Genomic DNA, 24,714 nt, shown 5'->3' on the forward strand with positions numbered 1-24,714 from the left:
AAATTTTCACTACCTGCCAGCGCCTACTCATCGTCCTAACCCCATGTTCGCAATTACTCTATCAACTTCTTGTTGCCCTTCAATTTGCTTAATTTCCCACCAGTGCTTATCAAATGTTTGTTTCGCTATTTTCAATTTTTCTAATTCACGCATTGATCTACTAGCGTTATCAAGATATGCAGCTGTTTGCCCAAATTCTCCACTTTCCAATTGAACAGATGCGTTTTTTATGCAGTAGTTATAGCAATCTAGTTCTTTTTGCGCTCTTGCCTGGTCATCCTTTAGAAATGTCATAGTATCCCTCCTAATAAAATGGTTCCGACTGTTCCAACAGCAAAGTCTAGTACGCTCTGCATTACGCTTAATCCATCTACACCGCATAAGAATGCGACCATAACCTCTTGTGTTTGTGTGTTGTTCGTCCATGCTTGTAATGTCGATATGTGTGGTTCCATTGTGTCGTTCTCATACTTCGATACGTCCGATTGACTGATGTATAACTTATCTGCTAATTCTTCCTGACTGAATCCTGCACGAGTCCGACACGCTTTTAAGATTGCGCCGACTCTCACTTTTGAACCCCCTTTCTATATTCAATATTCGAATAGTCATTTTTATGGGCATGTCATACAATGTACTTATACCGACCCCACATCGGTAGATTGCTTGAGAACGGATATTACTTATTGACTTCTGCTCTATTTGTTGTTTTGTCCAGCCACTCAAAGAACTGCTTAGTTGGTACTTTTGGGTGGCCTAACTCTCTATTAACTGGAAAGTCTGACCGATTAAATAACTCATTACATTTAGTTGTGCTAATGTCGACTATTTCCATGAACTGCTTTCTTGTTAACAGAGGTGGGAGTTGCTTTTCTCTTAGCTCTTCTAGCAAAACCGGAATTAGTTGTTTCTTTATTTCACTTACAAATGTTTGAATTTCTTCATGGGTGAAAGTTGTTACTGGCATTTATTACACCAACCTTTTAAAATTTTTACATTGCATGCTTGGATTGCTGATCTATCCAGTTCATCAAAGCTGTGTACGGTATTCGTATCTTGTTGCCATCCCTTATGCATGGAAATCCGTTCACTTCTGCTTGCTGACATAGTTCGTATGTCGCTGTTTTGCCTATCCGTAGTATCTCGGCTGCTTCGGGTACCTTGAGAAATCTAGGAACTTCGTTGTAGCCGTGAGATTCTAATAAGTGTTTGATGTCGTCCAGGTGTTTTTCAATTTCTTCGCGGATGATTTGACGTATGGATTCTTCAAAGGTCATTAGACAAACACCTCGTATTCATTGAGTAACTTTTCGGATAGTTTGACCTGACCTTTACCAGTAATTAAAGTTGTTAAGCTCTCAACATCACCCTGTGTACGACTTACAACCGTTACTGTTGTTTCGAATAATCCTTGTTCAATATATTGCTGTTTTGGATTATTTTTTTCTCGGCCAGTTCTGATTAGATAGCCTTTTTCTCGTAACCATCTGAACATTTTATTACGACCGATTTTCATACCGTGTTCGTCATACATCATTTTTGCGAATGCGCCAACATTGATTGATGCGCTTGAGTTTGATACAGCTTTTCCGAATGTTGTGTACGGTTTATCTATTTTTATTTGATATTCTGCTTGCGAACGTTTTTCCTGTTCTTCTTTTAAGTTAGTAGCAAGTTTAATGATGGTGTCTGGATTCAAAAGAGCTTCTTCTACTGTTTCAGGTGTCATGTATGCACCGTGTTTCCTGATTGATGGGATTACCTCTTGAGTAATCCAGCGTTTGAATTGTTTAGCCTCTTCTTTTCTAGATTTAAGAATCACTGAGTAGAGGCCTGATTCATTGATGACAATGGCTCCTCTTTTAAAACCGACTAGTTGTAGGTTTTGCTTTTCATCATCATCCAAGTATCTGGTCATTGCTTCTGCATCGGTAAAATGAAGAATGGCTGCTACGTCTCTTGCGATAAACCATGGTTCATTGTTTTGTTCGATAATTCGCAACTCTTGATCATCGAATACTTTTGTTAGTTGGTTCATGAAATTGCCTCCATTTCTTTTTTGATAACTTTTTTATCATAATTGTTAAAAAAAAGATCCGGGAAGAGTTTCCTCATGTCTTTACTGAAGAAATTTTCATATTTAACCATTGTCTCTCTACCTGGATTTACAACGCCTTTTTCTAACTTGCGCACATAAACAGTTGATATCCCTATCCCGTCCGCAAGTTGTTGTTGTGTTAGTTTGTGTTTGATTCTAAGTTGTAAAAGTAATTTGCGCTCCACTTTTTTCACCTCTTTTTTTGATAACTTTTTTATCACTACATTCAATATAAATGATAAATTACTTATCGTCAATACTTTTTTGAAAAACTTTTTATCATTGATAATATTTTTATCGTATATGATTTATAATGGAGGTGATTTGAGGTGCTGACAATGGAAAAGAAAAATGAGGTATTCGGGAAAAGATTAAAAGAATTAAGGGATAGAAAAGGCCTTAGTCAAGAAAAGATGTCCGAAGCTTTAGGGATATCGAGGGCTAGGTATTCTCACTATGAAAATAATCATGTTGAGCCTGACATTGAACTAATACGTAAAATAGCAAACTATCATAAAGTGGACAGTGATTATATATTAGGAATAACAGATATTCCAAGCAGAGAAGAAAACGCTGAAATAGAAAAAATACTCAACGATCCGCAAACAGAACTAATGTTCAATGACTGGAAGAACATGTCGGAAGAAGAAAGAAAAGAAGCAATTGAAATGATAAAATATATTAAGTTTAAAAATAAAAGGGGAGATTGAATGAAGAAATTATTATTCCTTTTGCCGCTCTTAATCTTAGTTGCATGCGGCGGTGAATCGGTTGAATATGAGGATAATGTCAATATTGATGATCAAACACTTACCATTGAAGGCGAAACTACCTTGGAAGATGGTTCTGTTATACATTATGAAGTTACCAATTTTGAAATAAGTGAGATTCTTCACGAAGGAACTACAAAGGTAACTGACGGTACCTTTTCAGTTGATCTAGACGCTTCCGAATATCCAGCTGGTGAATTCGAAATATATACTGCATTTTTACCTTACATGCAATCCGAAGAGATACAAGAGATATACGGTGAATCAGGTGAAAACCTTAAAGGGGATAAAGTAAGTAAACTAGAAGATATGGAAGATGACATAAAAGTAATCGAGTCACGAAGAACGTTCGAAAAGCAGTAATCAATACAAGGTGTGCATTAAAATGTACACCCTATTTTGTAAACTAAATACGAACATATATTCTATTTTAGGGGTGGTCATCATTAGGTATACATATTTAGAGGACTTTGTTCGTGATTTATACAAGCGTTTAGACATTTGGTTGCCAGGTGAATTAGAGATAGAAACAATAGCCAGTAAACTAAATCTAAGTGTCCTATATGGCGGTGTTAGCCTACGCTTTGGAAATGTGTTTGTTATTCGAAAATCTAATAAACAAAGAGAATGGCAATTATTTGGCCATGAAGTTGGTCATTATCTTGGCCATGTAGGCAATCAATTAATGATGCATCATTTGTTTCGAGATCTACAAGAATACCAGGCTAATCACTTTGCTTATCATTTTTGTATCCCAACATTTATGTTACAAGATTTGTATAACCTTAACGTCTATCAAGTTATGAATCTGTTTAATGTAGAATATGAATTCGCACTAAATCGACTAAATATGTATGAAGGGAAGATAATCTATGAGAGGACATATACTTCAACGCGGTAGCAAATATTCGTTCGTAATTGATATTGGACGAGACCCCGTTACTAAAAAACGTAGACAAAAACGTGTATCCGGATTTACGAGCAAGAAAAAGGCACAAACGGCTATGAATGATATGATTGCTGAATTGAATCGAGGGAGTTACGTAGAGCCATCCACAGAAACACTTAATGACTATCTGGATGCATGGCTCAAGCATAAACAAAAAAGAGTAGCACACAGCACTTACTTGCACTATAAGACCTATATCGAGAATCACATAAAGACTGCTTTGGGTAATACAAGAGTATTTGATTTAAAAGCACGACAAGTTCAACAATTTTATGATTCTCTTTTAGAACAAGGGCATTTATCCGAACGATCCATACATCATATACACCGTATTTTAAGTAATGCGCTAGAAAAAGGAGCTCGGATTGGTGACGTTCAAAAGAATGTTGCTAAAGCTGTAGAGCCTGCCAGTGTACGTAAAAAGGAAATGAAACACTGGAACATGAATACATTAAAAGGTTTTTTGGAACTAACTAGAAGGGAACCGCATTTCATCGCCTGGTATCTTGCTGCGTTTACAGGAATGAGGCAGGGTGAAATATTAGGGTTGAAGTGGGATTGTGTGGATTGGGGTAATAAAACCATTTTTGTACGCCGTGCACTAAAAAGGGATGAAAGAAAATATATTATTGCTGATTTAAAAAACAACGCCAGTTACCGATCTATTTCTATATCTGACACAGATGTGTTTGAATTAAGGAAATACTTCAACGAACAGAAAGAACAAAAAGTAAAAGTTGGCAAAGATTACGATAATCAAAATTTAGTTGTTGCCACTGCATTAGGTACACATTTGTTACCTTCAAACCTAGGCAGAGCTTTTCGCCGTTGCCTTAAACAAACGGAAGTAGATAAAATTCGTTTTCATGATCTAAGGCATACACATGCATCTATGCTGTTTGGGCTTAAGGCGCATCCAAAAATAGTGCAGGAACGGTTAGGACATTCTTCTATCCAAGTGACCCTCGACACATATTCTCATATGCTTCCAAACATGCAGGAAGCTGTGGCAGAATCATTAGAAAGTGCATTTCAAAAAGAAGAAAAGGACAAGAACAAGAATTCGCTTTAGTTGACTAAAGGTGACCAATCCGTGACCATTTTCAAAAATAAATCCTCAAAAGTAGTGCCCCCGGCAGGATTCGAACCTGCGACACATGGTTTAGGAAACCAATGCTCTATCCCCTGAGCTACGGGGGCAAATAATAATTAAAAGCTGTTTTCTAAAAGTTTGTTGTTTCTGGCACAAAAGATATAAACTGCGAAGTAACATGGAAAAATACTCAACCGGGGCTCATAACTTCGATATGAGTGACCGTTTCTCACTATTTAAACAGAGTTCGGGTTCTCATAACCCTGATGAGTGAGCCCATGGCTAGTAAGACTGCGAAAGTGCTAGCTTGAGCAGATGTTGCATTGGTACCGGAGTGGTGCAAAAGATTAACTGCGATGGTTAAATAGCAACAAAATTTGTCAAAAAAGCCTAATTAAAAACCAACACTAACAATAATACAATACAGAGAACAGATTGAAAAGCATGAATACTTTTCACACATGGAATTGAGCTTTTTATTATGCTAAAATAAGAAATATATGTCGAATATTGTTATGTTGATTGGAGGGAAAGTTATGGCAGAGGTTCCGTTCATTGCAATAGAGGGGCCAATTGGAATTGGAAAGACATCACTTGCAAAAAAGCTTTCTGTCCATTTTGATTTTCATTTATTAAAGGAAATTGTTGAAGAAAATCCGTTTCTCGGTAAATTTTATGACGATATTGATGAGTGGAGCTTTCAGACGGAAATGTTTTTTCTATGCAATCGATTCAAGCAATTGGAAGATATCGAAAAAAAATACTTAAATCAAAATAAGGCAGTTATTGCCGATTATCATATATCCAAAAACATGATTTTTGCCAAACGAACGTTGCAACCAGATAAATTTGAAAAATATGAACAGATTTATCACATTTTAACGAAGGATATGCCTGTTCCGAATATGATGATTTATTTACACGCAAGTCTTGATACAATTTTAAAACGAATTCGCTTACGTGGGAGAGATATTGAGCAGAATATTAAACCTTCATACCTTGCGCAGCTAGCACAGGACTATGAGGACTATATGAACGAATTCGAAGTGCTTCATCCGGAAATTCCCGTCATTCGGATAAATGGTGATGAGACTGATTTTGTAAAGCAGCAGGATGATTTAAATATGATTATTAGACAGGTGGAAAACCAGCTAGATAACCATAAAGTTACTTCCAAACGATAAAGGGGATCAAAGCAATGAATTTACGAGATAAATACCAAATACCGCATGATAGCATCATTACAATTGCCGGTACAGTAGGAGTGGGAAAATCAACAATGACTAAGGCGTTAGCGAATGCCTTAAAATTTAAAACTTCACTTGAAAAAGTTGAGACTAACCCATACTTAGGAAAGTTTTATGATGATTTTGAACGCTGGAGCTTCCATCTGCAAATATACTTTTTAGCTGAACGTTTTAAGGAGCAAAAGAAAATATTTGAATATGGCGGTGGCTTTATCCAAGATCGTTCCATTTATGAAGATACTGGTATTTTTGCGAAAATGCATTACGATAATGGAACAATGTCAAAGACTGATTATGAAACATACACAAATCTCTTTGAAGCAATGGTTATGACCCCATATTTCCCGCACCCTGACCTTTTGATTTATCTGGAAGGAACTTTTGATGAAGTCGTGGAGCGAATTCAATCACGAGGTCGAGAGATGGAAAAAAATACACCAATTTCTTATTGGGAAGAAATGTATAATCGCTATGAAAACTGGATTAATAACTTTAATTCTTGCCCAATATTACGAATAAACATTTCAGATTATGACTTAATCGAACAAGAAGGGTCAATCGAACCAATTTTAGAAAAGATTGGTCACTTTATCCAACAATCACGGAAATGGAAAACGAGAGAACTAATAAAATAATTTTAAAATAAGGTGTTCCAGAAATGGAGCGCCTTTTTCTTTGGTTAATTTTGTTTTAATAAGATTATTTTTTGTTAAACAGTGATATGAATCACCGATTTTATAAGGTAATTTATATATAGTAGAAGATGGACGAGAACTAAATAGAAGGGATGAATTAAATGGCTAACATACGTATGGAAAATGAAAAAGACTTAGTTGTTGAGGCAGATTTATCCGATCTGCAAACGTTTGTCGATGAAGCTGTAAACAACTTTGACATATACAGGGAAGAGATTGCAGTTATTTATGAGAAGATGCCTAGATTTGATTATAAATACTTCTGCTTTTATGCCTATTCAACATATCGATTGCTAGAGGCAGCGATGGAGTTTGATACAAGTGAAGTTGGACATATTCGAGTAGTTGCACCTGATGAGTTTTTCTATGCATTTTATGGAATGATTGCAACACTGCATACACAAGCATTAACAGATGAAAAAAAGGAACTTGGCGCATAAGCCAAGTTCCTTTCAATTATATCTTATCCCCTAATTCAATTGAGCGTTCACGTGCGCTTTTCACACATTCTATAACAGCCTCCTGGAAGTCATTAAAAGCTAACGCTTCAAGACCTGATTGAGTGGTTCCTCCTGGGCTTGTTATATTTTCCCTTAATTCTCCGGCTGTCTGTCCGGAGTGTTTAAGCATTTCTCCAGCCCCAACAACAGTTTGGGTAATTAAATCTTTGGCAACCTCTTTATCCAAGCCAGCATCGACAGCTGCCTTTTCCATTGCTTCTACAAAGTAATAAATATATGCAGGGCCACTTCCGGAAATACCTGTTACTGTATGCATATCCGCTTCATTCACAACGGTTACAGTGCCAATTGTATTAAATAATTCAATAACTGCATTGATATGTTCTTCGGTCGCGTGTTTCCCTTTTGAGACAGCAGTTGCTGATGCTCCAATTGCTACCGATGTATTTGGCATTGCCCGTATAACCGGTACTTCTTTGCCAAATAAATTAGAAATATCGTCCGACGAAACACCAGCTACAACAGATACAATTAATTGATTAGGCTGAATATGTTCCTTAATTGACTCAATAGCTGCTTCCATATCATGAGGCTTCATTGATAACATAACTATATCAGCGTCGGTGATTACCTCTTGTTTATCCTTAATCACTTGTATTTGATAGCTTTCTTGAAGTTTATCCAAACGTTCCTGATTATTTCTATTCGTTACAAAAATTTGTTCCTTCGTTAAAAAGTCTTTATTCAAAATACCTGCAATAATTGATTCAGCCATTGATCCAGCGCCCATAAAAGAAACTTTCTTCAGCATTTCTTCTTACCTCCTATTTAGTTAAAAACCGTTCTATCATTGAAATGATTTCCGTATCATCATATTAATAATAATTACTGTATTAATAATATGTACTATATTTAAAACATTACCACATAAATAAAACCGCTACACTAGTAACGGTTCATGTTATTATCTCTAAATTTATTAGCTTTTTAAATTAAATGGAGGAGGTAGAGGGATTCGAACCCCCGCGCGGTTTGACCCGCCTGTTGGTTTTCAAGACCAATCCCTTCAGCCAGACTTGGGTATACCTCCATGCGACAAAATATAATATATCATGCATGAAATACGTTGTCAAACGGAATTTACAATTTTTAATCTGTTATTAGAAAACTTGGCATTCGGCGTGCCTTTTGGCGAATTGCCTTAGTTGCACTTTTGCAGTAAGAAAGTAGCTATACTTTTATCTGCTTAGAAAACTTGGCATTCGCCAAGCCTTAATGGCGAGTGCCTTAGTTGCACTTTTGCAGTAAGACAGTATTTATACTTTCTTAGCTGCCTAAAAATAGCCATGGTAAATCCCTGGATTTACACATGGCTCCTGGAGAACTTTATAATACTAAAACAAAGATAGCTTGAAAACATATTTATCCTTTTTCTTCTGCGCTGGATAAATTGTTTAAACGATCAGCAAAGGCAAGTTTACCAGTAATGGGTTCAGAATCATCTGTTAAAATAACTTCTTTTAATTCATAAGCATTTGAACCGTGTTCCGCAAAATCAAGGCCAGCAATTTCCTCTTCTTCAGAAACTCGAATAGAAGAGAAGCGTGTAACGATATACAAGAATGTTCCCATTGCTCCCATTGTCCATGCTACTACAGCAAGTACTCCTATCAGTTGGATCATTAATTGAGAGATGCCACCACCATAGAAGAGACCATTTGAAGTAGAGAATAATCCTACTGCAAGCGTTCCCCAAATACCACAAATTCCATGAACAGTAATTGCACCAACTGGATCGTCAATCCTTAATTTGGTATCTAGTAAACGGATTCCTTCAACTAGAACTATACCTGAAATCAAACCGACTAACACGGAACCCCCAAGAGATATTTCAGCACAACCAGCTGTAATCCCTACTAGTCCAGCCAATACGCCATTAAGTGATAAGGAAGCATCTACTCTTTTAAAACGAAGCTTCGTATAAAGAGCTGATGATACTAATGCCGCTGATGTTGATAAAAGAGTTGTACCAATTACCATTGGTACAAGTTGTGGGTCCGCAGCCAATGTACTTCCTCCATTAAACCCAAACCATCCTAACCATAGAATAAATATCCCAAGCGCTCCAATCGGAACGTTATGTCCTGGTATCACATTAACCTTCTTGCCTGTATATTTTCCAAGTCTGGGTCCTAAAAATAAAACAGCTGTAAGTGCCCCAACAGCACCTGTTAAGTGAACTACTGTAGAGCCGGCAAAATCACTAAATCCTAAAGTCGTTAGCCATCCATCTCCTTGCCAAATCCAGTGCCCAACTATCGGGTAAATCACCGCTGTCATGGCGACAACAATAAATACATAACTGCTTAGTTTCATTCGCTCAGCAACTGCACCAGAAATTATTGTGGCACAAGTCGCAACGAACATTGCCTGGAAGACGAAAAAACTGATATCTTCTACACCATTTAATAGAAATCCGTCAATCCCAATAATTTTCCCCAATGTGGTACCAAACATTAATGCGTACCCTAAAATATAAAACAGAATTGCAGCAACACTGATTGTAATAAAGTTTTTCATTAAAATATTCAATGAATTTTTAGCTCTTGTGAACCCCGTCTCAACCATCGCAAATCCTGCATGCATAAAGAATACCAAAAACGCAGCTACCATTACCCAAACAAGATTAACGGATAACTGCAGGGATTCCGAAGTTGGCGCAGCATAAGCTGTTGAAGATATCGAAAGAAAAATAATAAATAAAAGTATACTTTTTTTGAATTTGAACATGTATTTACCTCCTAAATATTAGATAACTGCATTTTCTCCACGTTCGCCTGTTCGAATTCGAATCGTTTGTTCAATTGGCGAGATAAATATTTTGCCGTCACCAATGTCCCCTGTACTGCAACTTTCAATAATCAAATCAATTATTTCATCTAATTGATGTTCATCAGCTACTATTTCCACCTTAACTTTTGGTAATAACTGTACTTGGAAAGTAGTCCCGCGAAAAACTCCAGTTTGCCCTTTTTGTTTTCCAGTCCCAGCAGCCTCCGTTACAGTTAAACCTCCTATTCCAATAGAAGATAGTCTATCACGAAGTGTTTGAAACTTTCCCGGGCGAATAATCGCTTCTATCTTTTTCATATGTTAACCTCCTATTCATTAATGTTAAGTTTATTAACATTAAAAGTTATGTTAATTATCATAAGTTATAAAATTTAAAAAATCAAGGGCATTTATAAAATTATTTTGAAAATTTAAACGAAAACGTTTGCAAAAAATTGCATAAAAAAAGAACTTGGAAAAACGTCCAAGCTCTCGGTAACTTATCTTTTTTATTTAATTACTTCTTTTCCGCCCATATATGGACGCAGTACTTCTGGCACTGCAACAGAGCCATCTTCCTGTTGACAATTTTCTAAGATGGCCGCTACAGTACGACCTAGTGCCAGGCCTGATCCATTTAATGTATGAACAAATTCAGGTTTTCCTTTCTCTTCACGACGGAAGCGAATTCCTGCACGTCTTGCCTGGAAGTCTTCAAAATTAGAGCAAGAAGATATTTCCCGATATGTGTCCTGACTTGGAATCCATACTTCTATATCATATTTCTTAGCAGCGGTAAAACCTAAATCACCTGTACACATGCTCATAACTCGGTATGGCAGGTCTAACAACTGAAGCACTTTTTCCGCATTTCCCGTTAACGTCTCTAATGTCTCATAGGAATCTTCCGGTTTTGCAAAATGAACAAGTTCAACTTTATTGAACTGATGCTGACGAATTAAACCACGCGTATCTCTTCCAGCAGATCCAGCCTCAGAACGGAAACATGCACTAAACGCTACATATTTTTTAGGCAAATCATCATTCATTAAAATATCATCACGATAATAGTTTGTTACAGGAACTTCAGCTGTCGGCACAAGAAAGTAGTCCCAATCAGCAATTTTAAACGCATCTTCTTCAAACTTTGGAAGCTGGCCTGTTCCAGTCATACTTGTTCGATTAACCATATATGGTGGCAGCATTTCCTCATAGCCATGTTCATCAGCATGCAAATCCATCATGAAATTTAACAATGCACGCTCAAGCCTTGCACCAAGCCCTTTATAAAATACAAAGCGACTTCCGGTTACCTTTGCAGCACGTTCAAAATCAAGAATATCAAGGTCGGTTGCTACATCCCAATGTGGTTTTGCCTCAAAATCAAATGTTGGCTTTTCTCCCCATTTCCGTGCCTCTACATTATCCTCTTCATCTTCACCAATAGGAACACTCTCATGTGGGATATTTGGAATAGATAACATCATATAATTTAATTTTTCCTCTATATCTTTTAATTCTTTATCGAGCGTAGAAATTTGCTCGCCAACCTCACGCATTTCTTTAATCGCAGGTTCTGCATCCTTCTTCTCCTTTTTCAAGACAGAAATCTGTTTAGACGCTTCATTACGCTTGGCTTTCATCGTTTCAGTTTCAGCGATTAACTTCCTGCGTCTTTCATCCAGTTCACCAAACTTATCCAGTTCTGATAAATCTTCACCACGATGGGCCAACTTTTCTTTCACTTCCTGAAAATTATTACGCAAAAATTTCATATCAAGCATGTTAAATCCTCCTTGTTATAGTTATTGTCTGATACCAGCTTGTTTTTTTAAAACTAAAGGCTGTTTTATAACAGTTTGTTGCTATTGATATAAACTACGACACAGTAAAAACTTTTTCATGCTGCTTTCCCTTTTTTTAATGATGGCTGAGTGCTTCGATTCGTTGCGGCAGAATACTTCGCTTTCATCGCTCCGGGTACCAATGTGACATCTGCTTAAGCTAGCGCTTTTACAATGTCTTACTAGTCATGGACACGGCCTCAGCCTTCTCAGGTAGGATAAAATGAGCAAATCCCAGCGTAGGAAATACACGAAGACTCCTGCGGGAGGAAAGGCGTCGGCCAGACCCCGGAGTGCGCAGCACGAGGAGGCTCGCCAGCCGCCCGTGGAAAGCGAAGTGTATTTCCGAAGCGGTGTCATAGAACTCAGCTATTTTTCCATGTTACATCGCAGTTTATATCAAGTACTTGCTAAGATTCGCAATTTTTTAGAACACAGCCTAAATAAAAAACTCCCGTCCCTAATATAATAGGGACGAGAGTATTATTCCCGCGATGCCACCCTTGTTGAAGAGATAAAATCTCTTCCGGCTCAAATAAAATAACGGTTTTTAACCGGGTTTACCTACTTAAAAATTCAGTAAACCAGTTTGAGGATGGATTCACAAGACGTCTCATATCGGTTCTCACCTGCCACCGACTCTCTGAAATAAGAGCTCCTGTTACTAATTCCTCTCATTACTGATTACATATTATGATATATCATAGCCAACTTCAGACTAAGATGCAAGTGTTTTTTTAGATTGTTCCACCATTTGGGCAAAATATTCAATAAAACGATTATCATCCGTTAATTCAGGATGAAATGCTGTACATAAATAATGTCCCTGTTTAGCCGCAACAGCTCGTTCCTGATAGGTTGCAAGAACTTCTACTTCAGTTCCTGCTTCTAGGATATATGGTGCACGGATAAATACTGCATTAAAATCATCGCCTACATGTGTAACCTTTAAATCAGCTTCAAAGCTTGCTACTTGTCTGCCAAATGCATTGCGTGCAACCTTCATATTCATTAACCCTAAGTGGCTATCACCCTGACCTTCAATTTCATTTGCCATCAAAATAAGACCTGCACATGTGCCGAATACTGGCTTGCCTTGTTTCCCAAATGCTTGAATAGCATCGAAAAAGTCATAGCTGTTAATTAGCCTGCGCATTGTAGTACTTTCTCCTCCAGGAAGAATTAAGCCATCAATAGCTTCAAGCTGTTCTTTACGTTTTATTTCAACTGCTTTTGCACCTGTTGCCTCGATAGAACGAATATGTTCACGAACAGCACCTTGTAATGCCAGCACACCGATTGTATTCATGTGTATTCCTTCTTTCTATTCACTGCGATCTTGCATACGATCGTGCGCTTCCAATGTACCCATTTCAATACCTTTCATTGCGTTACCTAAGCCTTTGGAAAGCTCACCAATCAACTTGTAATCTGTATAGTGTGTTGTTGCTTCAACAATTGCTTTTGCGAACTTCTCAGGATTGTTTGATTTGAAAATTCCAGAACCAACAAATACACCATCTGCACCTAACTGCATCATTAACGCTGCATCAGCCGGTGTTGCAATACCACCTGCTGCAAAGTTTACAACTGGTAAACGACCTTCTTCTTTAATCTCTAATAATATATTGTACGGTGCACCGATTTCTTTTGCGAAAGTCATCACTTCGTCTTCAGACATTGCCGTTAGCATTCTGATTTCAGACTGTACCTGACGCATGTGACGGACTGCTTCAACAATATTCCCTGTACCAGGCTCACCTTTTGTACGTAACATTGAAGCACCTTCACCAATTCGGCGTGCAGCTTCACCCAAATTACGGCATCCACAGACAAATGGTACAGTGTAGTCTGATTTTTTTAAATGAAATACATCATCTGCTGGTGTTAAAACTTCACTCTCATCAATATAGTCAACGCCCATTGCCTCAAGTACACGAGCTTCAACGATATGTCCAATTCTTCCTTTTGCCATAACTGGGATAGAAACGGCATTCATCACTTCTTCTGTAATTTCAGGACTTGCCATACGAGCTACGCCACCAGCTGCGCGGATATCTGATGGTACACGTTCAAGCGCCATTACAGCTACAGCTCCAGCTTGTTCTGCAATTTTTGCTTGTTCTGCGTTTACGACATCCATGATGACGCCACCTTTTTGCATTTCTGCCATACCACGTTTTACACGTTCTGTACCTGTATTTGTCATATTAATTCCTCCTGTTTTGCAAAACTCTCTACCAAGACTATTTTACTACTTATTTGTCTTAGAACCAACCTTTAACGGTATCGACGATTGTACTAAACAAGCCTGTAAAAAAGTCACCAATTGCACCGAGGGTAAGCATAAACCAATTATCTTTTTCAATAGCGTCCTGTGCTACAAGATCAACTGTATTCTTACTGCTCTCATCTGAAATATAGCCATAATTTACTTCGCCATTGAAGACAAGTTCAGCAGTACCTATTTTTTCATCTTTTTTAATTGGTGCGGTTATCTCACCATCTTTATTTAATTTATCTTTATCCAAATGGTATTCAATACTGTAATTTTCTGCCTGATCGCCTTTAACCGGTACCTCAAATGAATCGTTTGTTGCAATTTGGACAGTATCTTCTTTCCCTTTTGCAACAGGGAGTGTTGATTTATCTTCCAATTGATATCCTTTAGCGAATAGTTCTTTCTGATCAAAATTGTTAAATCCATAGTTCAACAATTTTGCTGTTTGTTCAAAACGTGCTGCTTCACTTTCTGTTTTCATAACAACAGAAATTAAACGATTGTTATCAACCTGTGCTGTACCTGTGAAGCAGTAACCAGCAAGATCAGTATGACCTGTTTTTAGCCCATCCACACCTTCATAATGGAATTGCTGAAGGTAAGTTGCTTCATGGGGAAGCATCCAGTTTAAGTTTTCCACTGTGTATCCTTCAAACTCGCTCTCAATTTGACTAGAAATATCTAATGATTCCGGATAATCATTTACCAAATTATATGCAAGTATTGCTGCTGATTTTGCTGACAGCAAGTTTGTATCGCTCGGACTTGTTCCCTTAGGTACATTTTCCCCTAGTGAAGAATTTGGAAGCCCCGTTGAATTGACGAATTTATAATCAGGAAGTCCCATTTCTTTTGCTTTGTCATTCATCATTTTGACAAAGTCACCTTCAGAACCTGCAATCAGCTCTGCCAAGGCAATTGTTGTTCCATTGTCTGAAAAGACGGCCATTGCATTATATAATTCTTCTACCGTATAGGGTTTATCCTGTGTCAGACCAATTCCCGAAAAGGATGAATCTGCTGATATACTATAAGCATAATTACTAATTTGTGTTGTCGTACCCCACTCAATTTCACCATTCTCAATGGCATCATGGACAAGATACTCCGTCATCATTTTAGTCATACTAGCTGGAGGTAATGCGATGTCAGGGTTTTTCGAAAACAATATCTTCCCAGTCTCCGAATCAACTAAAATAGCTGACTCTGCTTGTAATTCTAACGTTTCTGCTGCTTTTGCAGAAAGTGGTTGTCCGATTATTGTAGTCACCATTACGATAGCAATAAGTAAAAATGACATACCTTTTGTTAATTTATGTTTCACTTTATTCTCTACCTCCACCCAAAAATGATATATATTTAACACTCTATTAGAAAACTTGGCATTCGCCAAGCTTTAAGGCGAGTGCCTTAGTTGCACTTATGTAGCTAAGAAAGTATTAACTACTAAAAAATTAGATTTACCTTTGATATTTTACCATAAATAAGGCCAAAAAAATAGACAGAGAAAAGTCCCTATCTATTTCAATTTTAATAGGAAATCCTTACTATTTTAATTAATTAAACCGAATAATTTGGTGCTTCTTTTGTGATTTGCACATCATGTGGATGACTCTCTCTCAAGCCTGCATTGGTAATACGGATAAAACGAGAATCATTGCGCAATGAATCAATCGAATCCGTTCCACAATATCCCATTCCTGCACGTAATCCACCAGCTAACTGATGAATTGTATCGGCAAGGGGCCCTTTATAAGCAATTCTTCCTTCAATGCCTTCCGGTACAAGTTTTTTAGCATCTTCTTCTGCACCTTGGAAATAGCGATCCTTCGAGCCTGCTTTCATCGCACTTACTGATCCCATTCCGCGGTAAACTTTATATTGTCTCCCTTGGAAGATTTCAGTTTCACCAGGACTTTCTAGTACACCGGCAAACAAACTGCCAAGCATAACTGCACTTGCACCAGATGCCAGTGCTTTTACGATATCACCAGAATACTTAATTCCACCATCAGCAATAACGGAAACACCATATTTATCGGCTGCTGTTGCACAATCATGTACGGCTGTTATTTGTGGTACACCTACACCAGCAACTACTCTTGTTGTGCAAATTGATCCCGGTCCTATTCCAACTTTAACAATGGTTGCACCTGCTTCGATCAATTCAACAGTCGCATCCGCTGTCGCAACATTTCCAGCAATGATATCCAAATCAGGGTATGTTTCTCGTACAAGGCGAACTTGCTCTAATACACCAGCTGAATGGCCATGTGCTGTGTCGATAACAATTACATCAACACCAGCATCAACAAGCTTTTCAATACGTTTTAATGAATCCCCTGTAACACCAACAGCCGCACCTACAAGTAATCTGCCTTGTTCATCTTTTGCTGAATTTGGAAATTCAATTACTTTTTCAATATCTTTAATGGTAATTAGCCCTTTAAGCATATCTGTTTCGTCGACAAGAGGAAGCTTTTCAATTTTATGTTTTTGAAGAAGCTTTTCTGCTTCGTTCAATGTTGTCCCAACAGGGGCGGTTACCAGGTTTTCACTTGTCATAACTTCTTTGATAGAGATTGAGTAATCCTGTATAAACCGTAAATCCCGATTTGTTAAAATACCTACCAAAATCTGTTCATCTATGTTATTTACGATTGGAACGCCCGATATACGAAACTTACCCATCAGATGTTCAGCATCATATACCTGATGCTCTGGTGTCAGAGAAAATGGGTTGGTTATAACACCACTTTCGGAGCGTTTTACACGGTCCACCTGTTCTGCTTGGTCTTCAATTGACATGTTCTTATGAATGACACCAAGTCCACCTTGACGTGCCATTGCAATAGCCATTCCAGATTCTGTAACGGTATCCATACCAGCACTTATGAATGGTGACTTAAGTTTCAAATTATTAGATAATGCTGTACTAACATCCACATCTTTTGGCAATACCTCTGATTTAGCAGGCAATAATAAAACATCATCAAACGTTAATCCTTCTTTGGTAAACTTGTCTTCACGCATAAATTTTCTCCTCCTATCCAAATTATTGAACATCCTCATAAAGTGACTAAATTCCATTCTATTGGTCAAACTATACTAGCAATTCTATTGTTATTTACAATACGTCAACTCTTGCGCTTTTTCAACAAGAGAATAGGTTGATGAAAATAGAAAGTAGATTCAAAATATTTTAACATTAGAAAGGGATATATTTATGAAAGATAGAGATATAAATGTTCTTTTTACATACCTCCAATCACAGCAAACAGCACAAACCTTTTTATATGATTGTTATCAAAAATTGGATGGGATTGATGCAGCAACGAAGAGCTATGAAAACTGTAATTCGTTCATGTATTACTTAGATCATGGAATTCAATTTTACGAAAATGGTAAAAATCTAGATATCCTTTTCCAGCCTATTATGTTTTTCTATGGAATGGTACATTTAATTAAAGCTAATTTACTAACAATCCGCCCACATTACCCAGAGTCAACAACAATCCTTGCACACGGAGTTTCAAGTCGAAAACGCAAGAAAAAGAACTATTCATTTATGGATGATGAGGTTAAAACCCAGCAGAATGGATTATTTCCTTATTTTTCTAAGCATTTGTTTTCCATAAGTCAATCACCTTTTGAAAAATTTAAAATGGAAGATCTATTAGGGGTAATCCCTGAAATTTCTCCACTATTCACGTTTCATAATCAAAAGAAAATGGTTGTTGTTGGAGAAGTTGGAAAGAAAGAATTGCACTTTCCAAATGAATTATTGGATAACTATCATTTAACAGCAAAATCGTTCACCCAACGAATAAAATCTTACTTACCAGAAATTGAACAGACAAAAATCAATAAAAACTCCTTCTGTATAAAATTATCAGTACCATTTCATAAATCCACCGGCCCATTTTTGACTCATATAAAGAATAATTTAATTTATTTTCCACTTTACCGGAGAATGTATTTACCGAGTTCGGAAGTGAGTGTTCATTATCTGCTTTTATACAATTTAAGCATGTTGTGTCGATATGAATCAGAATGGTGGGGAGATCTCTTGTCAGCTAAATCCGACATTGATTTTCCATTCATTTCACACTTTTTAAGTAATACAGCAGAAAAAATACCATTACTACTAGAAGAAAAATTATTAGAGAGAACTAGCCTTGATAACTAGTTCCCAATGATTTCACTTATAAATAGAGAAGTTTTATTTTTTAATGTAACAATTTCATTTGTTTCCTCAACTCTTACCATTGGCCTGGTAGGGTACCTTTCTTCAACAAAAACTATTTCGCCTAATTGATTCGTCGATAGCCTCACCTTTGTTCCAATTGAAAAATTGGCTAGGCTATTAATAAATGTCTGCACTACTTGATGGTCAAGTTTTGAGAACTGATCACTCTGCAACTTTTCAATAACGTTAAAAGGGGACTGCTTATCTTTATATAAGCGCTCACAAGTCATTGCATGGTACGTATCACATACTGCAATTATTCTTGCATAGATGTGAATATTATCTTTTGATAAACCAATTGGATAACCTGACCCGTCCATTCGTTCATGATGTTGTAACACTGCTAATTTTACTTCTTTCGTAATAGTAGGGATTTTTTCAACATAGCGATATGAATAGGTTGGGTGCTTCTTTATTTCCTGGTAGTCAGAGTAGGTTAGTGAACCAGTTTTCGTAACAATGGCATCATCAAGTCGAGCCATCCCGCAGTCACTTAATGCCCCCGCCAATCCGATCTGCAGCCATTCTCCTTTTTCAAATCCCATTTTTCTCGCCAGATAAGCCGAGAGAATTCCAACAGCTACACTATGATGAAAAATATAATCCTCTTTAGTAGCGTAGTGATGTAAAGTGTATACTGCTCTACTAATATCGTCCATTCGTTCTAAAAGCCGAATTAGTATTTTACGAACTTCAGGCATATCAATAGCTAGGTTACTTTGCCATTTTGTAAATAGCTTTTTATAATCATCTACAGCATTTTTATAATGATCTTCAAAGGATTCCAAGTTCTGTTTCTTACTAGAGTGTTCCTTTTTCTTTACTTCTTCTTTCTCTACAAACCTAGGTTTAAACACTTCTCCTTCTGCAAGCGTTGCAGATACATCGACAGTCTCAACTAAAAACTTTTGCAGCAGGGTGATATGCTCCTCGGTTAAAACAGTGTGCTGTGGAATAATTGGTCTGTTAGACTTTCCTATAACATTGTTTAACAATACACAGCCTGGAACTAGTTGTGATGGTTCCACACGCATTAGTTTCCCCCCTTTATGTAATACAAAAGGTGACTCCAGAGAATGATTGACTATTTCCCTTGTAGAGTCACCTGCAAAATTACATCATCATCCTGTTGTTATTCTTCCTGATCGAGATTATCATTTGTACTTTCTTCTAATGATTCTGTTACTTCTTCATCTATTTCTTCTTCTTCCTCTTCACGTTCAATTTTAGCAACTGTAGCAACTTCTTCTTCTTCCTGTAAACGGATCAAACGAACGCCTCGTGTATTACGGCCTGTTTGTGAGATGCTTTCTACAGGAATACGAATGAGAACACCTGCTACTGTAATTAGCATAATATCTTCGTCTCCAGTTACAGCTTTTACTGCAACAACATGATTCGTGTCATCAAGTTTACACGTGAAAATACCTTTACCACCACGCTTAGTGATTCGGTACTGGTCTTCAGGGGTGCGTTTTCCGACACCTTTGTTTGTCACATGCATTACTTGTACGCCTTCATCGAGAATTTCCATGGATATTACCTCATCATCACCTCGTAAGGAAATACCACGAACCCCTGCTGCTGTCCTTCCCATTGAACGTACTTGATCCTCAGGAAAGCGAATCAGATAGCCATTTCTTGTACCAATCATAATATCTTTTGTACCGTCAGTTAATCGCACGGAAATTAATTCATCTTCTTCTCGAAGTCCTACAGCAATCAGTCCACCTTTACGGATATTGGCAAAATTCGAGAGTTCCGTACGTTTTGAGATTCCGTGCCTTGTCGTAAAGAACAGGTACCAGTCACTGCTGAATTCATTGACCGAAATAACAGCGTTAATCCACTCATCCTTCTCAATTTGCAGTAGGTTTATAATCGGAATACCTTTTGCGGTACGACTAAATTCAGGAACTTCATATCCTTTAGATCGGTACACTTTCCCTTTGTTTGTAAAGAACAGCACCGTATCATGTGTTGAAGTAGATACCAAATGTTCAACAAAATCGTCTTCATTCGTTCCCATTCCCTGAATACCTCGACCACCACGTTTTTGTGTGCGATACGTAGATGCAGGAAGACGTTTAATATAACCCTGATGTGTAAGTGTTATAACAATATTTTCTTCTGGAATTAAGTCTTCGTCTTCGAAAAAGTCCGCTCCGCCAATAATAATCTCTGTACGGCGCTGGTCATTGAATTTTTCTTTAATTTCACTAAGTTCTTCTCTGATTATTTCTAAAACTTTCTCTTCATCTGCCAAAATAGCCTTTAATTCATTTATTAGCTGAATAAGCTCACTATACTCATTTTCTATTTTTTCACGTTCCAGCCCAGTTAAGCGCTGCAGACGCATATCCAGAATAGCTTGCGATTGTTTTTCTGTTAATCCGAAACGCTCGATTAATTCCTCACGTGCGATATCCGCAGTTTTTGAATTACGAATTAACGAAATAACTTCATCCAGATGGTCCAACGCAATACGAAGACCTTCCAGGATATGCGCGCGTGCTTCAGCCTTACGTAATTCAAAGGCTGTCCGACGCTTAATAATTACCTTTTGGTGCTCTAAATAGTGTTCCAGACATTGTTTAATGTTTAACACTTTCGGCTGTCCGTCAACAAGTGCAAGCGTATTTATACCAAAAGTGGTCTGCAATGCCGTGTATTTGTATAAGTTATTTAATACAACATTTGCATTCACATCACGACGTAACTCCATAACTACGCGTAATCCATTACGGTCTGATTCGTCACGTAAATCGGTAATACCATCAATCCGCTTATCACGAACAAGTTCGGCAATCTTCTCAATTAGTTTCGCTTTATTTACCTGATATGGTAATTCAGTTGCGATAATTTTAGGTTTACCATTTGACTGTTCTTCGATATGTACTTTGGCACGAATTAAGACGGAACCTTTTCCTGTTTCAAATGCTTTACGAATTCCACTTCGTCCAAGGATTTGACCGGCTGTAGGAAAGTCTGGGCCATAAATATGATTTTCCATTAATTCATCAATTGTAATCTCTGGGTCTTCACTAACGGCTAAAACAGCATCAATTGTTTCCCCAAGATTGTGTGGTGGAATATTAGTTGCCATCCCAACTGCAATACCTGAAGTCCCGTTAACAAGCAAATTTGGAAAACGTGCCGGAAATACTACCGGTTCACGTTCTGTTCCATCATAGTTATCCGCATAATCAATTGTATCTTTATTAATATCGCGTAAAAGTTCCATCGATATTTTAGACATTCTTGCTTCTGTATAACGCATTGCTGCTGCTGAATCTCCATCTACAGATCCAAAGTTACCATGACCATCTACTAGCATGTTGCGATAGCTGAAATCCTGAGCCATACGAACCATTGCCTCATATACAGCAGAATCACCATGGGGATGATACTTACCAATTACTTCGCCGACAATACGTGCCGATTTTTTGTAAGCTTTATCAGAGTGCATACCCAGATCATTCATTGCGTACAATATTCTACGATGAACAGGCTTCATTCCATCACGTACATCTGGTAATGCGCGTGATACGATGACACTCATTGCATAATCAAGAAACGACGTACGCATCTCTTGGCCAATATTAATTTCTTGAACGTTTGGACGTTGTTGATCCACCATTAAATTACCTCCAAATCTTTAGAAAACTTGGCTTATCGCCAAGCCTTAATGGCGAAAGCCTTAGTTGCACTTATGCAGTAAGAAAGTATTTATACTTTCTTAACTGCTAAAACAAAGTGCTGACGCCTTACTTACGACTTGCACTAAACAGATATCATCAAATTTTCTTATCTCATTAGTGAACTTGGCTTATCGCCAAGCACTAATGGCGTATGCTTAATTGCACTTATGCTTTTTTCTTAAAGCTATTTTTTAAAGAGACTGTCGTTTTTGACAGAAAAACCTCTATACTCCGATACGCGTGGGACCTCAGTTGTAAACATTGGTCACAGAACGTGACCGTGTTGCGGTTGCCAAACATCCACATAATGTCGCTTCGGAAATACACTACGCTTTCCGCGGGCTCGCGCTGAGCCTCCTCGCTCGCAAGGAACGCTCACTGTGGGGTCTCGCCGTCTTCGCTGTCCCGCAGGAGTCTTCGTGTATTTCCTTCGCTATCGTGGCGTTTGGTTGTAACGGAAGACAGTTGACTCCTGTGAATCACCGGTTAAAGGTTTAGAGAAACAAAATTCATAAAAACAGCCTTACTTAAACATCCAGATTCTGAACATATTGAGCATTTTCCTCGATGAAGTTTCTGCGTGGTTCTACTTTATCACCCATTAGCATATCGAAAACCTGGTCAGCATCTATTGCATCAGTTAAATCAACTTGAAGCAATGTCCGTGTATCCGGATCCATTGTTGTTTCCCATAGCTGTGTTGCATTCATCTCACCAAGACCTTTGTAACGCTGCAGTCCCGGTTTAGGAGATTTAGGGATTTCTGCCATAATCCGATCTAATTCTTTATCGTTATACGCATAATGAGCTGCCTTACCTTGTTGAACTTTATACAATGGCGGTTGAGCAATATAAATATAGCCATGTTCAATCAACGGACGCATATAACGATAGAAAAAGGTTAAAAGTAATGTACGAATATGAGCTCCATCAACGTCAGCATCTGTCATAATAACAATTTTGTGGTAACGTGCTTTTGTTATATCGAAGTCCTCTGCAATTCCGCTGCCAAGTGCAGTGATCATTGAACGAACCTCGTTATTGGAAAGAATTTTATCCAAGCGCGCTTTTTCAACGTTTAAGATTTTACCACGTAATGGCAGAATAGCTTGGAAATGACGGTCGCGTCCCTGTTTTGCTGAACCACCGGCAGAGTCACCCTCAACTATATATAATTCACTAATTTTGGCATCTTTTGAAGAACAATCAGCTAGTTTACCAGGAAGATTTGAGATTTCAAGTGCACTTTTACGTCGCGTAAGTTCACGGGCCTTTTTTGCTGCCATTCTGGCACGTGATGCCATTAATCCTTTTTCAACCACGATTTTGGCAACATCAGGATTTTCAAAAAGGAATTTAGAAAATGTTTCACTAAATGCTGCGTCCGTTACAGTTCTGACTAAACTATTTCCCAGCTTTGTTTTGGTTTGTCCTTCAAACTGCGGATCAGGGTGCTTTATCGAAATGATTGCAGTCATCCCTTCACGTACATCATCACCTGTCAGATTTGGATCATTTTCTTTAAACATATTGTTTTTACGTGCATAATCGTTAATCACACGCGTTAATCCTGTTTTAAATCCTGACTCATGTGTACCGCCCTCAATTGTGTGGATATTGTTTGCATAGGAATAAATATTACTTGCAAATCCATCGTTATATTGAATGGCAACTTCAACAGCTATTCCCTGCTCTTCACTTTCAGCGTAAAATGGTTCATGTAAAACTTCACGAGTACGGTTAATATATTCTACATATGATTTGATACCACCCTCGTAAAAATAATTAACAGGTTCTTCATCTGTTCGTTTATCTTCAAGTGATATTGTCAAACCTTTATTTAAAAAGGCAAGTTCACGTATTCGTTGTTCAAGTTTCTCAAATTCATATGTTCTTGTTTCCGTAAAAATTTCCGGATCTGGCTGAAAATGAATGACTGTGCCCGTAATATCTGTTTCACCAACTACAGTAATATCACCTTGTGGCACACCTTTTTCAAAACCTAAAAAATATACCTTGCCATCACGATGAACATAGACCTCCAGGTTACTTGATAGTGCATTAACAACAGAAGCACCAACACCATGCAATCCACCAGAAACCTTATAACCGCCACCACCAAATTTACCACCGGCATGAAGTACAGTCATAATAACTTCAAGTGCTGGTTTCCCCGTTTTTTTCTGAATATCAACAGGGATACCGCGTCCATTATCTTTTACCGTAATGCTATTATCCTTTTCCATTATCACCTGAATGTGGTCACAATGGCCTGCCAACGCCTCATCAATACTATTATCTACAATTTCCCAAACTAGATGATGAAGACCTCTTTCACTAGTTGACCCAATATACATGCCAGGTCTTTTTCGTACTGCTTCCAATCCTTCAAGTACTTGTATCTGATCTGCACCATATGCTTCTTCGTTTCTCATTTTTTCGTCTGACATCTTTTCACCTACGTTTCTTTAGAGGTTAAACATTTTGAATTATT

General features: G+C 37.7%; 25 protein-coding genes, 2 tRNA genes and 1 other annotated feature. Of the genes, 8 read left to right on the forward strand and 19 right to left on the reverse strand.

All coding sequences use genetic code 11. The annotated features are described in order from the left end of the window. Positions 1-27: 27 nt before the first annotated feature. From BMY13_RS00170 to BMY13_RS00195, 6 genes are all read right to left on the reverse strand, one after another. Positions 28-294, reverse strand: a complete 267-nt coding sequence (locus tag BMY13_RS00170; RefSeq protein WP_092501577.1) for a hypothetical protein — start codon at positions 292-294, stop codon at positions 28-30. Next, positions 291-572, reverse strand: a complete 282-nt coding sequence (locus BMY13_RS00175; RefSeq protein WP_092501579.1) for a helix-turn-helix domain-containing protein — start codon at positions 570-572, stop codon at positions 291-293. The genes BMY13_RS00170 and BMY13_RS00175 overlap by 4 nt, the downstream gene beginning before the upstream one ends. Positions 573-679: 107 nt before the next feature. Then, positions 680-967, reverse strand: coding sequence for a hypothetical protein (locus BMY13_RS00180; RefSeq protein ID WP_092501581.1), 288 nt, complete (start codon positions 965-967; stop codon positions 680-682). A gap of 25 nt (positions 968-992) precedes the next feature. Beyond that, positions 993-1,277 (reverse strand): helix-turn-helix domain-containing protein, encoded by a 285-nt coding sequence (locus BMY13_RS00185; RefSeq protein ID WP_092501583.1) that lies wholly within the window; start codon positions 1,275-1,277, stop codon positions 993-995. Further along, positions 1,277-2,038 (reverse strand): BRO family protein, encoded by a 762-nt coding sequence (locus tag BMY13_RS00190; RefSeq protein WP_092501585.1) that lies wholly within the window; start codon positions 2,036-2,038, stop codon positions 1,277-1,279. Before BMY13_RS00190 ends, BMY13_RS00185 begins: the two co-directional genes overlap by 1 nt. Further along, positions 2,035-2,283 (reverse strand): helix-turn-helix transcriptional regulator, encoded by a 249-nt coding sequence (locus BMY13_RS00195; protein ID WP_092501587.1) that lies wholly within the window; start codon positions 2,281-2,283, stop codon positions 2,035-2,037. Before BMY13_RS00195 ends, BMY13_RS00190 begins: the two co-directional genes overlap by 4 nt. 153 nt (positions 2,284-2,436) lie before the next feature. On the opposite strand from BMY13_RS00195, the gene BMY13_RS00200 reads away from it, so the two are divergent. From BMY13_RS00200 to BMY13_RS00215, 4 genes are read left to right on the forward strand one after another with little or no spacing between them, the layout of a single operon-like run. After that, on the forward strand, positions 2,437-2,808 hold the full coding sequence (locus tag BMY13_RS00200; RefSeq protein ID WP_139184776.1) for a helix-turn-helix domain-containing protein: 372 nt from the start codon (positions 2,437-2,439) through the stop codon (positions 2,806-2,808). Next, entirely contained in the window at positions 2,809-3,231 is a 423-nt protein-coding gene (locus BMY13_RS00205; RefSeq protein ID WP_092501591.1) for a hypothetical protein, read from the forward strand. A gap of 22 nt (positions 3,232-3,253) precedes the next feature. Further along, positions 3,254-3,769, forward strand: coding sequence for an ImmA/IrrE family metallo-endopeptidase (locus BMY13_RS00210; RefSeq protein ID WP_092501593.1), 516 nt, complete (start codon positions 3,254-3,256; stop codon positions 3,767-3,769). Beyond that, positions 3,741-4,889, forward strand: coding sequence for a site-specific integrase (locus tag BMY13_RS00215; protein ID WP_092501595.1), 1,149 nt, complete (start codon positions 3,741-3,743; stop codon positions 4,887-4,889). Before BMY13_RS00210 ends, BMY13_RS00215 begins: the two co-directional genes overlap by 29 nt. Before the next feature lie 55 nt (positions 4,890-4,944). Here BMY13_RS00215 and BMY13_RS00220 read toward each other — a convergent pair. After that, a tRNA-Arg gene (locus BMY13_RS00220) sits at positions 4,945-5,017 on the reverse strand. Between the two features lie 429 nt (positions 5,018-5,446). Here BMY13_RS00220 and BMY13_RS00225 point away from each other — a divergent pair. From BMY13_RS00225 to BMY13_RS00235, 3 genes are all read left to right on the forward strand, one after another. Continuing rightward, positions 5,447-6,094, forward strand: a complete 648-nt coding sequence (locus BMY13_RS00225; RefSeq protein WP_092490985.1) for a deoxynucleoside kinase — start codon at positions 5,447-5,449, stop codon at positions 6,092-6,094. A 14-nt stretch (positions 6,095-6,108) separates the two neighbouring features. Then, the gene (locus BMY13_RS00230; RefSeq protein WP_092490986.1) at positions 6,109-6,792 is read left to right on the forward strand and encodes a deoxynucleoside kinase; all 684 of its coding nucleotides are present in this window, start codon (positions 6,109-6,111) and stop codon (positions 6,790-6,792) included. Between the two features lie 161 nt (positions 6,793-6,953). Further along, on the forward strand, positions 6,954-7,292 hold the full coding sequence (locus BMY13_RS00235; protein ID WP_092501598.1) for a hypothetical protein: 339 nt from the start codon (positions 6,954-6,956) through the stop codon (positions 7,290-7,292). A gap of 16 nt (positions 7,293-7,308) precedes the next feature. On the opposite strand, the gene proC is transcribed toward BMY13_RS00235, so the two are convergent. The 9 genes from proC to guaB all read right to left on the reverse strand — a co-directional run bounded on the left by proC (position 7,309) and on the right by guaB (position 17,303). Then, positions 7,309-8,124, reverse strand: a complete 816-nt coding sequence (gene proC, locus BMY13_RS00240; RefSeq protein WP_092490988.1) for a pyrroline-5-carboxylate reductase — start codon at positions 8,122-8,124, stop codon at positions 7,309-7,311. A 186-nt stretch (positions 8,125-8,310) separates the two neighbouring features. After that, a tRNA-Ser gene (locus tag BMY13_RS00245) sits at positions 8,311-8,403 on the reverse strand. Between the two features lie 332 nt (positions 8,404-8,735). Then, positions 8,736-10,103 (reverse strand): ammonium transporter, encoded by a 1,368-nt coding sequence (locus tag BMY13_RS00250; RefSeq protein WP_092501600.1) that lies wholly within the window; start codon positions 10,101-10,103, stop codon positions 8,736-8,738. A gap of 18 nt (positions 10,104-10,121) precedes the next feature. Further along, positions 10,122-10,463 carry a P-II family nitrogen regulator gene (locus BMY13_RS00255; RefSeq protein ID WP_092501602.1) on the reverse strand — a complete coding sequence of 114 codons (342 nt, stop codon included), beginning with the start codon at positions 10,461-10,463 and terminating at the stop codon, positions 10,122-10,124. A 191-nt stretch (positions 10,464-10,654) separates the two neighbouring features. Further along, a complete protein-coding gene (gene serS / locus BMY13_RS00260) occupies positions 10,655-11,929 on the reverse strand; it encodes a serine--tRNA ligase (protein ID WP_092501604.1) in 1,275 nt (424 codons plus the stop codon). A gap of 527 nt (positions 11,930-12,456) precedes the next feature. Further along, positions 12,457-12,676: a binding site (T-box leader), on the reverse strand. Positions 12,677-12,707: 31 nt separating this feature from the next. After that, positions 12,708-13,298, reverse strand: coding sequence for a pyridoxal 5'-phosphate synthase glutaminase subunit PdxT (pdxT, locus tag BMY13_RS00265; RefSeq protein WP_092490993.1), 591 nt, complete (start codon positions 13,296-13,298; stop codon positions 12,708-12,710). Between the two features lie 15 nt (positions 13,299-13,313). After that, positions 13,314-14,198, reverse strand: a complete 885-nt coding sequence (gene pdxS, locus BMY13_RS00270; RefSeq protein WP_092490994.1) for a pyridoxal 5'-phosphate synthase lyase subunit PdxS — start codon at positions 14,196-14,198, stop codon at positions 13,314-13,316. A gap of 58 nt (positions 14,199-14,256) precedes the next feature. Further along, positions 14,257-15,594, reverse strand: a complete 1,338-nt coding sequence (locus tag BMY13_RS00275) for a D-alanyl-D-alanine carboxypeptidase family protein (protein WP_092501607.1) — start codon at positions 15,592-15,594, stop codon at positions 14,257-14,259. A 236-nt stretch (positions 15,595-15,830) separates the two neighbouring features. Beyond that, the gene (guaB, locus tag BMY13_RS00280; protein ID WP_092501609.1) at positions 15,831-17,303 is read right to left on the reverse strand and encodes an IMP dehydrogenase; all 1,473 of its coding nucleotides are present in this window, start codon (positions 17,301-17,303) and stop codon (positions 15,831-15,833) included. A gap of 193 nt (positions 17,304-17,496) precedes the next feature. Here guaB and BMY13_RS00285 point away from each other — a divergent pair, with 193 nt between their 5' ends. After that, positions 17,497-18,459 (forward strand): YaaC family protein, encoded by a 963-nt coding sequence (locus tag BMY13_RS00285; protein WP_092501611.1) that lies wholly within the window; start codon positions 17,497-17,499, stop codon positions 18,457-18,459. Here the strand turns inward: BMY13_RS00285 and BMY13_RS00290 are convergent. The 3 genes from BMY13_RS00290 to gyrB all read right to left on the reverse strand — a co-directional run bounded on the left by BMY13_RS00290 (position 18,456) and on the right by gyrB (position 24,655). After that, positions 18,456-19,553: an HD-GYP domain-containing protein gene (locus tag BMY13_RS00290; protein WP_092501613.1), complete on the reverse strand. Its 1,098-nt coding sequence runs from the start codon at positions 19,551-19,553 to the stop codon at positions 18,456-18,458. The two genes, BMY13_RS00285 and BMY13_RS00290, sit on opposite strands and share 4 nt — an antisense overlap. A gap of 98 nt (positions 19,554-19,651) precedes the next feature. Further along, positions 19,652-22,159 (reverse strand): DNA gyrase subunit A, encoded by a 2,508-nt coding sequence (gene gyrA, locus BMY13_RS00295; protein WP_092501615.1) that lies wholly within the window; start codon positions 22,157-22,159, stop codon positions 19,652-19,654. 588 nt (positions 22,160-22,747) lie between these two features. Beyond that, positions 22,748-24,655, reverse strand: coding sequence for a DNA topoisomerase (ATP-hydrolyzing) subunit B (gyrB, locus tag BMY13_RS00300; protein ID WP_425445139.1), 1,908 nt, complete (start codon positions 24,653-24,655; stop codon positions 22,748-22,750). Positions 24,656-24,714: the final 59 nt, after the last annotated feature.

Source organism: Virgibacillus subterraneus (genome assembly GCF_900110695.1).
GTDB lineage: Bacteria > Bacillota > Bacilli > Bacillales > Amphibacillaceae > Lentibacillus > Lentibacillus subterraneus.

Bases quoted from the DNA above. Each gene is read 5' to 3' on its own strand.
- BMY13_RS00180 (WP_092501581.1), bottom strand. From the start codon at position 967: ATGCCAGTAACAACTTTCACCCATGAAGAAATTCAAACATTTGTAAGT.
- proC (WP_092490988.1), bottom strand. From the start codon at position 8,124: ATGCTGAAGAAAGTTTCTTTTATGGGCGCTGGATCAATGGCTGAATCA.
- BMY13_RS00235 (WP_092501598.1), top strand. From the start codon at position 6,954: ATGGCTAACATACGTATGGAAAATGAAAAAGACTTAGTTGTTGAGGCA.
- BMY13_RS00190 (WP_092501585.1), bottom strand. From the start codon at position 2,038: ATGAACCAACTAACAAAAGTATTCGATGATCAAGAGTTGCGAATTATC.
- guaB (WP_092501609.1), bottom strand. From the start codon at position 17,303: ATGCGTGAAGACAAGTTTACCAAAGAAGGATTAACGTTTGATGATGTT.
- serS (WP_092501604.1), bottom strand. From the start codon at position 11,929: ATGCTTGATATGAAATTTTTGCGTAATAATTTTCAGGAAGTGAAAGAA.
- gyrB (WP_425445139.1), bottom strand. From the start codon at position 24,655: ATGAGAAACGAAGAAGCATATGGTGCAGATCAGATACAAGTACTTGAA.
- BMY13_RS00285 (WP_092501611.1), top strand. From the start codon at position 17,497: ATGAAAGATAGAGATATAAATGTTCTTTTTACATACCTCCAATCACAG.
- BMY13_RS00205 (WP_092501591.1), top strand. From the start codon at position 2,809: ATGAAGAAATTATTATTCCTTTTGCCGCTCTTAATCTTAGTTGCATGC.
- pdxT (WP_092490993.1), bottom strand. From the start codon at position 13,298: ATGAATACAATCGGTGTGCTGGCATTACAAGGTGCTGTTCGTGAACAT.
- BMY13_RS00250 (WP_092501600.1), bottom strand. From the start codon at position 10,103: ATGTTCAAATTCAAAAAAAGTATACTTTTATTTATTATTTTTCTTTCG.
- BMY13_RS00225 (WP_092490985.1), top strand. From the start codon at position 5,447: ATGGCAGAGGTTCCGTTCATTGCAATAGAGGGGCCAATTGGAATTGGA.
- gyrA (WP_092501615.1), bottom strand. From the start codon at position 22,159: ATGGTGGATCAACAACGTCCAAACGTTCAAGAAATTAATATTGGCCAA.
- BMY13_RS00185 (WP_092501583.1), bottom strand. From the start codon at position 1,277: ATGACCTTTGAAGAATCCATACGTCAAATCATCCGCGAAGAAATTGAA.
- BMY13_RS00230 (WP_092490986.1), top strand. From the start codon at position 6,109: ATGAATTTACGAGATAAATACCAAATACCGCATGATAGCATCATTACA.
- BMY13_RS00215 (WP_092501595.1), top strand. From the start codon at position 3,741: ATGAGAGGACATATACTTCAACGCGGTAGCAAATATTCGTTCGTAATT.
- BMY13_RS00200 (WP_139184776.1), top strand. From the start codon at position 2,437: ATGGAAAAGAAAAATGAGGTATTCGGGAAAAGATTAAAAGAATTAAGG.
- BMY13_RS00210 (WP_092501593.1), top strand. From the start codon at position 3,254: ATGTACACCCTATTTTGTAAACTAAATACGAACATATATTCTATTTTA.
- BMY13_RS00170 (WP_092501577.1), bottom strand. From the start codon at position 294: ATGACATTTCTAAAGGATGACCAGGCAAGAGCGCAAAAAGAACTAGAT.
- BMY13_RS00290 (WP_092501613.1), bottom strand. From the start codon at position 19,553: ATGCGTGTGGAACCATCACAACTAGTTCCAGGCTGTGTATTGTTAAAC.
- BMY13_RS00255 (WP_092501602.1), bottom strand. From the start codon at position 10,463: ATGAAAAAGATAGAAGCGATTATTCGCCCGGGAAAGTTTCAAACACTT.
- pdxS (WP_092490994.1), bottom strand. From the start codon at position 14,198: ATGACAAATACAGGTACAGAACGTGTAAAACGTGGTATGGCAGAAATG.